12 protein-coding genes and 1 tRNA gene are annotated in these 11,265 nt (G+C 72.2%); 7 read left to right on the forward strand and 6 right to left on the reverse strand.

Annotated elements, in window-relative coordinates; genetic code table 11:
* The first annotated feature begins 66 nt into the window (after positions 1-66).
* Positions 67-471 (forward strand): hypothetical protein, encoded by a 405-nt coding sequence (locus RBJ77_RS45915; RefSeq protein ID WP_372350392.1) that lies wholly within the window; start codon positions 67-69, stop codon positions 469-471.
* Between the two features lie 83 nt (positions 472-554).
* On the opposite strand, the gene RBJ77_RS45920 is transcribed toward RBJ77_RS45915, so the two are convergent.
* Complete coding sequence (locus RBJ77_RS45920; RefSeq protein WP_372350393.1) at positions 555-2,885, reverse strand: LuxR C-terminal-related transcriptional regulator; 2,331 nt, start codon at positions 2,883-2,885, stop codon at positions 555-557.
* A gap of 194 nt (positions 2,886-3,079) precedes the next feature.
* On the opposite strand from RBJ77_RS45920, the gene RBJ77_RS45925 reads away from it, so the two are divergent.
* A complete protein-coding gene (locus tag RBJ77_RS45925; protein ID WP_372350394.1) occupies positions 3,080-3,415 on the forward strand; it encodes a hypothetical protein in 336 nt (111 codons plus the stop codon).
* Between the two features lie 77 nt (positions 3,416-3,492).
* On the opposite strand, the gene RBJ77_RS45930 is transcribed toward RBJ77_RS45925, so the two are convergent.
* Together RBJ77_RS45930 and RBJ77_RS45935 are read right to left on the reverse strand one after the other, a co-directional pair.
* On the reverse strand, positions 3,493-4,323 hold the full coding sequence (locus RBJ77_RS45930; RefSeq protein ID WP_372350395.1) for a hypothetical protein: 831 nt from the start codon (positions 4,321-4,323) through the stop codon (positions 3,493-3,495).
* A gap of 4 nt (positions 4,324-4,327) precedes the next feature.
* A tRNA-Arg gene (locus tag RBJ77_RS45935) sits at positions 4,328-4,400 on the reverse strand.
* Between the two features lie 408 nt (positions 4,401-4,808).
* On the opposite strand from RBJ77_RS45935, the gene RBJ77_RS45940 reads away from it, so the two are divergent.
* From RBJ77_RS45940 to RBJ77_RS45955, 4 genes are all read left to right on the forward strand, one after another.
* A complete protein-coding gene (locus RBJ77_RS45940; RefSeq protein WP_372350396.1) occupies positions 4,809-5,288 on the forward strand; it encodes a toxin glutamine deamidase domain-containing protein in 480 nt (159 codons plus the stop codon).
* Positions 5,282-5,578 (forward strand): YrhB domain-containing protein, encoded by a 297-nt coding sequence (locus tag RBJ77_RS45945; protein WP_372350397.1) that lies wholly within the window; start codon positions 5,282-5,284, stop codon positions 5,576-5,578. Before RBJ77_RS45940 ends, RBJ77_RS45945 begins: the two co-directional genes overlap by 7 nt.
* Before the next feature lie 166 nt (positions 5,579-5,744).
* Positions 5,745-6,884, forward strand: coding sequence for a YrhB domain-containing protein (locus RBJ77_RS45950; protein ID WP_372350398.1), 1,140 nt, complete (start codon positions 5,745-5,747; stop codon positions 6,882-6,884).
* Positions 6,885-7,165: 281 nt separating this feature from the next.
* Positions 7,166-7,945 carry a hypothetical protein gene (locus tag RBJ77_RS45955; protein WP_372350405.1) on the forward strand — a complete coding sequence of 260 codons (780 nt, stop codon included), beginning with the start codon at positions 7,166-7,168 and terminating at the stop codon, positions 7,943-7,945.
* A gap of 4 nt (positions 7,946-7,949) precedes the next feature.
* On the opposite strand, the gene RBJ77_RS45960 is transcribed toward RBJ77_RS45955, so the two are convergent.
* The 3 genes from RBJ77_RS45960 to RBJ77_RS45970 all read right to left on the reverse strand — a co-directional run bounded on the left by RBJ77_RS45960 (position 7,950) and on the right by RBJ77_RS45970 (position 10,354).
* Positions 7,950-8,246 (reverse strand): DUF6401 family natural product biosynthesis protein, encoded by a 297-nt coding sequence (locus RBJ77_RS45960; RefSeq protein WP_372350399.1) that lies wholly within the window; start codon positions 8,244-8,246, stop codon positions 7,950-7,952.
* Between the two features lie 111 nt (positions 8,247-8,357).
* Complete coding sequence (locus RBJ77_RS45965; RefSeq protein WP_372350400.1) at positions 8,358-9,029, reverse strand: response regulator; 672 nt, start codon at positions 9,027-9,029, stop codon at positions 8,358-8,360.
* Positions 8,990-10,354 carry a sensor histidine kinase gene (locus RBJ77_RS45970; protein ID WP_372350401.1) on the reverse strand — a complete coding sequence of 455 codons (1,365 nt, stop codon included), beginning with the start codon at positions 10,352-10,354 and terminating at the stop codon, positions 8,990-8,992. The genes RBJ77_RS45965 and RBJ77_RS45970 overlap by 40 nt, the downstream gene beginning before the upstream one ends.
* A 134-nt stretch (positions 10,355-10,488) precedes the next feature.
* On the opposite strand from RBJ77_RS45970, the gene RBJ77_RS45975 reads away from it, so the two are divergent.
* Positions 10,489-11,265: ABC transporter ATP-binding protein (locus RBJ77_RS45975; RefSeq protein WP_372350402.1), on the forward strand; the 777-nt coding region annotated here is incomplete at its 3' end.

Genomic DNA, 11,265 nt, shown 5'->3' on the forward strand with positions numbered 1-11,265 from the left:
CGTACTCGGTCCGATCTGAGTACTCGGACTCTGTCCGGGGCCCGGCCGCGCCACGACCCTTGACCCATGACCGCACCGCACCCGAAGTCCGCCCGCCCGCGCGCGGAGCTCACCGTCCTGGCCGTCCTCGCCGTGCTGGCCGCTTCGGCCTGGGCCGCCTGGCTCGGCTGGGACCAGCACCGCGACGTCCACCCCGACGGATCCGAGACCGGCCCGTACGAGACCTGGCAGGTGCTCGGCCTGGCCCTCACCCTCCTCGCCCCGGTCTGCTGGGCCGCGGCCCGCGACCACGTCAGGGCCGCCGTCCTCGGCACCACGGCCGGCCTGACCGCCGCCGCGTTCTACGACTGGTCCGACGACGCGAGCGGCCTCTTCGTGGTCGGCGTGGGCCTCGTCATGGTGGGCGGCCTGGCCGCCACGGGGGTGACGTCGGCGGTGGTGTCGGGGGTGGTGTCGGGGGTGCGGCGCTGAGCTGGTCGGGCTGTTCGTCGGGCCGGCCGGACCGTTCTCGGTGGGTCGGCCGGGCCGTTCTTACGGGGTCGGCCGGGTCGTTGCTACGGGGTCGGCCGGGCGCCGGGTTCGTCGCGCAGTACCGCGGCGAGCTCCGAGCGGGCGGCGAGTCCCAGCTTGGCCAGGATCCGTTCGACGTGGGTGTCGGCCGCGTACTCGGCGATGGCCAGCCGCTCGGCGATCACCCGGTTCGACAACCCTTCCGTGACCAGCGCGGCCACCTCCCGTTCGGGGCAGGTGAGCACGTCGGACACCGCCTGCACCGCGGTGTCCCGGTCGCTCACGGCGAACCGCACGGCGGCCGGCCGGGGCAGCCGCGCGCCCTGCCGGTTCAGCAGCGCGTGGCGCCGCTCGCCGAGCGCCTCCCGGGCGGTGGCGTCGAACCGGGTGTGCAGGGCCCGCAGCTTCGGGTTGCCGACGAAGGGCACCGCTCCCGCCAGCGCCCACACCGCGTCCGCCGCCCCGAACAGGCAGGCCGAGCGCGGGAACCGGGCGTCCTGCGCGGCGACCCAGGCCAGCAGGCTGAGGGAGGCTCCCTGGCCGAGCAGATCGTCCCGGGCGAACTGCAGCTCCAGGGCGCGGCGCCCCGCCTCGCCCGCGGCGGCGCTGTCCCCGGACAGCACGTGGGCGATGCCCATGGAGACGAGCGTGAACGCCGTGAGGTAGCCCTCCTCGCTGCCGTTGCCCAGCAGGTCGAGCACCTCGGAGAAGTCGGCCAGCCCGGCGGCGAGTTCACCGGCGATGGTGTGGGTGAGACCGCGGCAGAACGCGACCCAGCACATGCCGACGGGATCGCCGACGGCGAGGAAGTCCTCGGTCGCCCGCCGGAGCAGCGCGAGCCCGGTGTCCAGCTCGCCGCCGTAGGCCAGCGAGATGCCCCGGCTCATCGCGGCGTACCCGGCGAGGCGCCGGTCGCCGCCGAGCCGGTCGGCGACGTCCTGCGCCTCGTCCGCGAACCGCCGCGCCGTCGCGTGTTCGCCCCGGTAGGTCGCGTAGGTGCAGCTCCAGACCAGGGTCGTGAACCGGTCGACGGACGGATCGGGCGCGCGCTCCAGCGCCTGGTCCATCCAGTGGCCCGCCTCGCGGGGCTGCCCCGCGCACGTCCAGTACGACCACATCACCGCCGTCAGCGCCACCGCGTCGGCCCGGTCGCCGTCGAGGGCGTAACCGAGCGCGGCCCGCAGGTTCTCCCGGTCCGGGACCAACGCCCAGTACAGCGGCACCTGTTCGGACGTGAGGAAGCGGTCCGCGAAGCCGCGCAGCAGCGACGTGTAGTGGGCCACGTGCCGCCGGCGCAGGACGTCGCGCTCCCCGGCGGACCGCAGCCAGAAGGCGCCGTACTCGCGCAGGGTGTCCAGCATCCGGTAGCGGTCGCCGGCACCGGTGGGCGCCCACGACAGGATCGAGGCGTCGGCGAGCGCGCTGAGCAGGGCCGGGACGTCCTCCCCGGGCAGCAGGTCGTCGGCGCACACCCGACGCACCGACGCGGCGTCGAAGGTGCCGGCGAACACCGAGGCCCGCGCCCACAGCAACCGCTGTTGCGGCGTGCACAGTTCGTTGCTCCAGCCGATCGCCGTACGCAGCGCCTGGTGCCACGGCGGATGGGCGTCGTGCACCGTCACCCTCGTCTCGCCCAGCACGGACATGCGGTCGTCCATGCGGTCGACCAGCTCGCCCGGCGGCAGCTCGCGCAGCCGGGCCGCCGCCAGCTCGATCGCGAGCGGCAGCCCCTCCAGACGCCGGCACAGCCGCACCACGTCGGGCTGGTTCGCCTCGGTGACCGCGAACCCCGGCAGCACCGCGGCGGCCCGCTCGGCCAGCAGCACCACGGCGTCGTTGGCGGCGGCCGCCGGGTCGTCGGGCTCGGGGACCGGCATCGGCTCGACCGTCAGCACCCGCTCGTCGGGACCGCCCAGCGGGCGGCGGCTCGTGGTCAGGACGCGGAGCCCCGGCGCGGCGTCCAGCAGGGTCGCGGCGGTCTGCGCGCAGGCGTCCGTCAGATGCTCACAGGTGTCCAGGACGAGGAGCAGCTCCCGCCCGGCCAGGTACTCGGCGAGCACCTCGATCATCGGCCGGGTCGACTGGTCGGCCAGCGGCAGCGACTCGGCGATCGCCAGGTCCAGGACCGAGCCCTTGCTCAGCGGCGACAGCTCCACCAGCCACGCCCCGTCCCGGAAGGACGGCTGCAGCTCGGCGGCGGCCGCCAGCGCCAGCCGGGTCTTGCCCACGCCGCCGACGCCCGTCAGCGTCACGAGCCGCTCCGCCCGGAAGAGCCGCCGCACGTCGGCCAGCTCGTCGCGCCGCCCGATCAGCCGGGTCCGCTGCCCGGCCAGGTTCCCCACGCGCCGCTCTCCGCCGCGCTCCTTCGCCGTCATGACGCACGCCCTCCTCGGCAGGCCCGCCACCTCTGACAGGAGGAGCCATCCTGCCCGCCGCCACGGCGTGGGGAGTGCGGGTGCGAGAAAGCGTCCGGAAGCGCCAACCAGCGGTCCGCAGCGGATCGGACCGAGCCTCTGAGGTTCCTCAAGTCGCTTGGCAGGCGTGGAAAATGACCATCAGGATGACCCGCATGACAGGATTTGCCGGACTGAACAAGAAGCGCGACGTCGTGCTGGTCCTCCGGGACGCGGACGTGGTCGCGGCGGCCCTGCGCGAGGCCCTGCTCGATGCCTCGCCCGAGGAACGCCCGGGCCTGGAGCTCGCCGCTTCCCTGGTCGAGTCCACCGCGGCCGTCACCGACCCCCAACTCCGCGCCCGCTGGGTCCGCGCCCGCCTGGCCGCCGTCGGCTTCACGGGGGACGTCGCCTCGGTCGCGGCGGTGAAGGCGCTGCGCCAGGCGGAGCCGGGGCTGAGCCTGCTGGCGGCGGTGGAACTCCAGAAGGCGGCGGTGGCCCACCCGGAGTGATCCCGGGACGAGCGCCGCCGGCACTCACACGGTTGAGGGCCCCGCTGTCGTCCGCCGGTGGGCCGTGCGCGTATCGGTCAGAAGGGAGGTTCGAGATCGCCGCGGCCATCGCTGTGTGGCCCCCAGTGCCAGGGCTCCTCCCGGAAAGGTTCGGGACCGGGGACGTCGTGGCCCCAGGCTCTGAGTGCCGTCCGGGCGACGCGCCGGTCGAGTTCGTCGCCGCTGGTGTCCAGGATGGCGCGCGCGTGCACGGCGAGGTGATCGCGGTGCTCGGCGAGCGCGGGGTGTTCGGCAAGGATGAGCGCGGCGGTGACGGCGGCTTCACGCACGTCCTCGTGGTTGTCCCGGAGGAAGGGCGCGACGGCCCGGTAGAGCATCGGGCGCAGGTCCCGGAAGGCCGCCACGACGGAGTCGTCGTGGGTGAGGAAGCCGGGGAAGTACTGCTCCGTGCGGCCGACAACCTCGTCGGAGGCGTCGTAGGCCGTGGAGGCCAGCCAGTTCAACAGCGCCGCGCGGACCGGGACGTTGCGATAGGGCCGGAGGGTCAGGGCCGCCGGGTGGGTGAGGATGCCGGCGACATACAGGGCGACGGGGGCGGTCGCTTCGTAGAGGGTGTTCTGGTGGCCGACCAGCTCACCCAGCTCCGACAGAGCGGTGATCTGGACCTTGGGATCGGGCTGCAACAGCCGTGTCAGAACCTCGGGAAGGTCCGCACCGTTCCCGAAAGCCGTCTGGAGCGCATCCCAATCGGTCTCCGACAGGACTACCTGGTAGGGCGGCACCTCAGGCTCGTGGGGTGCTCCGGCGTTGGAACGGCTGTGGTTCACAGGCCAAACGTAGACCGGCACGGCCCCGATCACGGCAAAGGGCCAGCTCACGAGGTTCACCCCGCTGAACTGGCCCTTCATGCTGTGCCCCCGGCAGGATTCGAACCTGCGACACCCGCTTTAGGAGAGCGGTGCTCTATCCCCTGAGCTACGAAGGCGGGGCTCTGTGGGAAAATGTGTGGGAAATTGTGGAGATGTCCACAAGGTCCCACTCGACCTTCCATGAGAGTTTTTGGTGCGCTGCCGGTGGACGCGACGCACCGGCGCCAGTGTAGCGGGTGAGCCCCGTCGGCGGGTGAGGCGCCGGAGACTGGGGGGCGATCTCAGGGGCTGCCGGCCGTTGCCAGGGCGATCGAGTTGTTCATCCAGGCGAAGCCGAGGTAGCCGAGGAGCGCGCCCTCGGCTCCGTACATGGGGACCCGTTGGTCGCGGCGCAAGTAGTCGAGCGAGGAGTTCGACGACTCGCTGTCCTCTCAGAATTCGAGCCCCCGGCCCCGCCGAAGGACTGGAGCGACCTCGCACAGAGCACCGATCACGTACAAGCAAAGGCGATTCACTACGATTCGGTGAATCCCCAGAAGGCACAGGAATTCCTCGACTCCGAGTACCCGTGGCTCAAGGATGTGAACAACACCGGGCATCCCGGGTACACCGACAACTGCAGTCACAATGTCGTCAGCGTTGACCGGAGGCTGGACGGCGCCGAGGTCAGTGCGTCACCCAAGAAGGCAGGTGACCATATTCCACCGGAGCAGCTCGGGCTACCCAACAGGGCCAAGGGCCATTATGACCCAGTCGATAGTTATGATGACCTTGTCCGCGACCTCCAGTCCCGCGGCGAGGGCTCACGTAGCGCGGTGTACATCAGCCGCCCGGATGGAACGGCCCACGTGTTCAACGCCGTGAACACCCCGCACGGCGTTGTCTTCCTGGACGGCCAGAGCGGGACCCTCGGCAGGCTGGAGCAGGACGTCTCCAGCATCATGCACATTCCGTATCGCGACGGTTTGCAAGTTCCCTACTCTAATGCGAGTCCGAAATGGTGACCAAGGACGAGGCCGTGGCGGCCGCAGATAATTTCCTGAAGAACGTTGCTTATCCGGACCGGGCCGATTCCGTGGTGATGTTGCCGGACACGGCGAAAAATTTCCCGTATGCCTGGACCGTGCGATTTGATTTCCAGGAGCACATCGACACGGGTGAGTTCGCCCAGGCCCCCTTCAGTTCGCTGATCGTCGTGCCTCACGACGGCTCACCGGCACACTTCGCACCGACGTACCCGCCGCCGGCGGAGTACCTGGCCCTCCAGGCCGCTGGTAACTGGCCTCCCAAGTAAGGCTCATCCGTAGATGCCCACTCCCGACCAGACCGCGGCCGCATGGCTCCATCAGCTCTATCGCGGCCTAGTGGAGCTCGCCGCACCGCACCCCGTGCACGAGAGCCCCACCGCCTGGCTGTTTCCTTGTCGTATCGTGCCTCAGCCCGGGTTCCCGCAGACGCCCATGCTCGCGGCTTCCGTCGTCGTGCCCAAGGACGGCAGCGCCCCGTTCCACCCGTCACCGAGCGCGCCCTTCGCGGACCTGGCGCCCGCGGCATCGCGCGAGGAGGCGCTTGCCCGTGTCCAGAACCAGCCGCGCAGGATCAACACCCGCGGCTGTCTCGTCACCCTGCACACGATGATCGACCGTGCTCCTTCGACGCCCCGCCCCTGGCAGCCGTCGGACGAGGCACCCGGGTGGTGGGCTCGGCTGCACCAGCGCTACTTCCCCGACTTCGAGCCGGTATCGGTGAGCAACTGGGACGACGTGGTCAAGGCCGTGACCGAGACGGGACCCGACACACGCGGCGTGGTGTGGGTACGCCGCGAGGCCGGTGGACACGAGGTCACGGGCAATCTGCTCTACGCGCACAACAACAAGGGGCACGTCGTCTTCCTCGACCCCCTCACCTCCTCCCTGGCCCAGCTCGACACGACCAACGTGCGCGAGCTGGTCCTCGGACGCGCGCTGCCGCAGTCCGTGCGTGCGCCCTGGGAAGGAGCCGCACACGACTTCGAGGCGGCGCGGGTCAAGGCGCAGCGGTGGCTGGACAGCGCGTACGGCGGGGAGGTGGAGCTGGTCGAGCCCGGGCCCGGCGACGAGACGACCCGCGGCTGGGTGTTCTCCTGCGACTCCCGACGCCATCTGCGTGAGGGCCGCTGGCAGGACACCCTGCTCGACGCGACGGTCGTCGTCCCGAAGGACGAGTCCGCCCCCTTCCACGTGCCGAACTCCGCGCCGTGGGCGTGGCTTGCGCACTGGGACCAGGGGCGCACGCCGGGCACCGGCACGTTTCCCGCACCGCCGCAGCCTGGCCGGGCGTACTGGTTCGAGCCGACGCTCGCCGAGCTCGGACCGGTCTTGTCGGCGTCGGACCACCAGGTATGGCAGTCCGCCGTGGACGAGGTCTCCGCTTTCCCCGCGGGCTCACGCGCACTGATCTGGGTGCGCCGTACGGACGGACGCGGCCGTGAAGCGGTCGGCTGGCTCGTGACCGCACTGACCACGGAGACGGGAGTCCTTCTCTTCGACGGTTCGTCCGACGATCCGGTCTCCCTGGACGAGACAGGCGTCCGGGTCTTGCACGTGATCCGGTACCGCTGACTGTTCGGAGCCCGCATCACGTCCGCCCACGGCGACGCGGACCGACTCTCCAGGCTCCGCGAAGAGAAGGCCAGCAAACACCGGGGTAGGCAGCCTCAGGGCTGACCCCTGTCGGTCGGGATAGCGTACGAAGGCGGGTGGGACGTCACGCCAATGGGGGGTTTGGCAGGACGTGGGGTTCGGGGGCTGTTAAGCCGGGAGGACGTAGGAAAACGAGGGGGGCACGCACGTCGGGCGTCGGCTTGTGGCGTCCGGCCTCATTGAGTGGAGGTCCACTCGTGATCCAGAACCTCACCCCCACCACTCTCGCCGTGGACTTCACCCAGGGCCTCAACGACGCATGGTCGAAGGTCGCCCAGTTCGTGCCGAAGCTCATCGGCTTCCTGGTCGTCCTGGCCATCGGTTGGTTCGTGTCCAAGCTGATCGCCCGGGTCCTCGACCGGGTGCTGCGCAAGGTCGGCTCGGAGAAGCTCGCCGAGCGGTCCGGGGCCGCCAAGATGCTGGAAGGGTCCAAGTACGACCTGACCGCGATCGTCTGCAAGATCGTGTACTACGCCCTGCTGCTCATCACGTTGCAGCTCGGGTTCGGTGTCTTCGGCAGCAACCCGGTCTCCGACATGATCGACGGCATCGTCGCCTGGATCCCGCGCGGCATCGTCGCCGTCGTGCTCGTCGTGGTGGCGATGGCCATCGCCAACGTGGTGCGCGACATCGTCACCAGCGCCCTGTCGTCCGTCTCGTACGGGAAGACCGTCGGGACCGCCGTGTGGGCCTGCATCGTCGCCCTCGGCGTGATCGCCGCGCTCGGGCAGGCGGGCATCGCGACCACCGTCACGCAGCCGCTGCTGTACGCGGCGCTGCTGGCCGGCGCCGGCATCCTGGTCGTCGGTGTCGGCGGCGGGCTCATCGCGCCGATGCGGCAGCGCTGGGAGCGGTGGCTGAGCAAGGCCGAGGAGGAGACCGTCAAGGCGCGGGGGAGCGTCGGTGCCTATCAGGCGGGTCGCGAGGACGCCCTCGCCAACCAGCCCGTCCAGGAGCGCGAGGCCACCGACAACCAGTAGGGGCCTACGCCAGGTCGTGCCGTCTCGCCAGCCAGCTGATGGCGGTGAGGCGGCACACCGCGTAGTCGTGGCCCACCGGCTCGCGCCAGCCCGTCTCGGCGAGCGCGTCGAGGAAGCCCAGGGTGTAGTCCGTCAGGACGGCCGCGTCCGGGGGCGTGGGCTCCAGCGGCGCCGTGTCCGTGGCCAGCCGCGTGCGGAGGTCCGCCACGTGCTGGTCGACCGCCGCCGTGAACGCGGGCTCGAAGGCGAACTCGGCGAAGCGCTGCCCGTACGCGTCGCTGACCTGGGCAAGGGGGGACATTTCTTCAACGTACGGGCGTCGGGCGGCGGAATGGAGGGGCTGGGGGCGTGCCGTTCGTCACGGTTCGTCATGGCACGGGACGGTCGCTTCTGCCCCGGCGGGGCCGGGTGGCTAGGCCCGCAGGAACGCCAGGACGGCCAGGACCCGGCGGTGGGTGTCGTCCGCCTGGGGCAGGTCGAGCTTGGTGAGGATGTTGCCGATGTGCTTGCCGACGGCCGCGTCGGAGACGACGAGGTCGCGGGCGATCGCCGCGTTCGACTTGCCCTGCGCCATCTCCGCCAGCACTTCCCGCTCCCGCGGCGTGAGCACGGCGAGCGGATCCTTGCGGCGGCGCAGCAGCTGCCGGACCACCTCGGGGTCGACGACCGTGCCGCCGCCCGCGACCTCGGACAGCGCGGCGAGGAACTCCTCGACCTGGCCGACCCGGTCCTTGAGGAGATAGCCGACGCCGGTGCCGTCGCCGGAGTCCAGCAGGTCCGCCGCGTAGGCCCGCTGGACGTACTGGCTGAGGACCAGGATCGGCAGATCGGGCCTGCGGGCGCGGAGCTGGAGGGCCGTGCGCAGCCCCTCGTCCTGGTGCGTGGGCGGCATCCGGACGTCCGTCACCACCAGGTCCGGGGCGTGGTCCTCGTACGCCTTCAGCAGCGACGGGGCGTCGCCCACCGCCGCGACCACCTCGTGCCCGCCGCGCGCGATCAGGCCGATCAGACCCTCGCGCAGCAGCACGCTGTCCTCGGCCAGGACTATGCGCAGGGATCCGGGGCGGACGGCGGAAGAGGGCACGGCAGCTCCACGCGTAGTTCGGTCGGACCGCCGGGCGGGCTGGTCAGCGTCAGTCTGCCATCGAGGACCGACACCCGGTCCGCGAGTCCGGTCAGGCCGGTGCCGCCGCCGGGGTCGGCGCCGCCGCGCCCGTCGTCGCGGACGAGGAGGGTGAGGCGGCCCGCCGCGTGCGAGCCGGTGACGGTGGCCCGGGTCGCGCCGCTGTGCCGGGCGATGTTGGTGAGGGCCTCGGACGCGACGAAGTACGCCGCCGACTCGACCGCGCGCGGCGGGCGGTGGCCCTCCGGCAGGTCCAGGTGGACGTCGACCGGGACGGGCGAACGGTCTGCGGCATCGGTGAGGGCGGCTTCGAGGCCGTAGTCGGTGAGGACCTGGGGGTGGATGCCGTGGATGAGTTCGCGCAGTTCGGACAGGGTCCGGGTGGCCTCGTCGTGGGCCTTCGCCAGCTGGTCGGCGAGCGCGCCGGGCGGGGCGTCGAGGCGGGCCAGGCCCAGCGTCATGGTGAGCGCGACGAGGCGCTGCTGGGCGCCGTCGTGCAGATCGCGCTCGATGCGGCGGCGCTCGGCCTCGAAGGCGTCCACGAGGCGGGCCCGCGAGCGGGTCAACTCCGTGACGCGCGCGTCCAGTTCGGCGGCCGGCGCGGTCAGCAGCAGGCGGGCGAGCGCGGCACGGGCGCCCGCCGCGACCCCGAGGACGTACGTACCGAGGACGAGCAGCACCGCGCCGAGCAGCGCCGACGCCCACGCGCCCGGCCACGACGTCACCGTCCACAGCTTCGCGACCCGCGCCTCGTCGCCGTCCCCGACGGTCGCCATCAGCAGCGGCGTGGCGAGCACGGCCAGGGGCAGCAGCAGTCCGACGGACAGGGCCAGCGCGTCCAGCGGCCACAGGACCGTCGCGAACAGCACGGTGTGGCCGAGCTCCCGCCACGTCGCGCGCTCCCGCACCCGGGTGCGCAGCCAGCCCCACGGGCCGTGCGCGTCGGGCGTGCGGTGCGGGTCGCGGACCGGTTCCCGGTCCCGGTCCCGGTCCAGGTCTTGGTCCCGGTCCCGGTCCGGAACTGGGCCCGGTTCCATCAGGCGCAGCCTGCGCCGCTCAAGGGCCGCGACCGGGAGCCCGGCGAGGGCCACCGCGGCGAGCAGCGGCAGGCCGACGAGCACCAGGGTGAGCGCGGCGCCGGCCGCCGCCGTCACGACCAGTGCGACCAGCGTGGCCAGGCCGGCCACCGCGCCCGTGAGCAGGTACGCGGCCGAGCGCCACGGCCAGCCGGAACGGGCGTGGTCGCGGCGGGTCATGGCCTGCCAGACCGTACGAGGGGGCTGCATGCGAGAACCGTAGGAGAGGGGCGGGGAGCGGGGCCATCGGGGCAGGGGGTGTGCTGGGGGTATGCCTGGCCCTACCCCAGGTGTCGGCCGGGCCGCACTGTGGAGCGGCGGGGTGCGGCGGTTTCGTTGAGGGCATGCAGACATCCACTTCGGGCCCTGGCCCGTACGCCGTCCAACTCGTCGACGTGACACGGAAGTTCGGGTCGTCCGTCGTCGCGCTCGACCGGGTCTCGCTGGACTTTCCGCGGGGGTCGTTCACCGCCGTGATGGGGCCCTCCGGGTCCGGGAAGTCGACGCTGCTGCAGTGCGCGGCCGGCCTGGACCGGCCCACGTCCGGGTCCGTCAGGGTCGGCGGCACCGAGCTGTCGCGGCTGAGTGAACGCCGCCGCACGCTGCTGCGCCGCGACCGCATCGGCTTCGTCTTCCAGTCCTACAACCTGCTGCCCGCTCTCACCGCCGAGCAGAACGTCGCGCTGCCGCTGCGGCTCGCCGGGCGGCGGGTCGCGCGGGCCGAGGTGCGGGGGGCGCTGGAGCGGGTGGGGCTCGGTGACCGGGGGGCGCACCGGCCCGGTCAGCTGTCCGGCGGGCAGCAGCAACGGGTGGCGCTGGCACGGGCGTTGGTCACCCGGCCCGATGTGCTCTTCGGGGACGAGCCGACCGGGGCGCTGGACTCCGTCACGGGGCGGGGCGTGCTGTCGGTGCTGCGCGGGCTGGCGGACGGGGGGCAGTCGATCGTGATGGTGACGCACGATCCGGTGGCCGCGGCGTGGGCGGACCGGGTCGTGTTCCTGGTCGACGGGCGGGTGGTCGAGGAAGTGGTGGGGGCGGGGGTTGAGGTGGTGGCGGGGCGGTTGGCGGCGGTTGCCTCCGGCGGTGGGGGTGGTTCGCGCGGGGGCGGGTGCCGTGATCGG

Origin of the sequence: Streptomyces sp. KL116D, from assembly GCF_030766975.1 — a bacterium.
Lineage (GTDB): Bacteria > Actinomycetota > Actinomycetes > Streptomycetales > Streptomycetaceae > Streptomyces > Streptomyces longispororuber_A.

Coding starts and splice junctions, on each gene's coding strand:
- RBJ77_RS45915 (WP_372350392.1), top strand. CDS start 67: ATGACCGCACCGCACCCGAAGTCCGCCCGCCCGCGCGCGGAGCTCACC.
- RBJ77_RS45920 (WP_372350393.1), bottom strand. CDS start 2,885: ATGACGGCGAAGGAGCGCGGCGGAGAGCGGCGCGTGGGGAACCTGGCC.
- RBJ77_RS45925 (WP_372350394.1), top strand. CDS start 3,080: ATGACAGGATTTGCCGGACTGAACAAGAAGCGCGACGTCGTGCTGGTC.
- RBJ77_RS45930 (WP_372350395.1), bottom strand. CDS start 4,323: ATGAAGGGCCAGTTCAGCGGGGTGAACCTCGTGAGCTGGCCCTTTGCC.
- RBJ77_RS45945 (WP_372350397.1), top strand. CDS start 5,282: ATGGTGACCAAGGACGAGGCCGTGGCGGCCGCAGATAATTTCCTGAAG.
- RBJ77_RS45950 (WP_372350398.1), top strand. CDS start 5,745: ATGCTCGCGGCTTCCGTCGTCGTGCCCAAGGACGGCAGCGCCCCGTTC.
- RBJ77_RS45960 (WP_372350399.1), bottom strand. CDS start 8,246: ATGTCCCCCCTTGCCCAGGTCAGCGACGCGTACGGGCAGCGCTTCGCC.
- RBJ77_RS45970 (WP_372350401.1), bottom strand. CDS start 10,354: ATGCAGCCCCCTCGTACGGTCTGGCAGGCCATGACCCGCCGCGACCAC.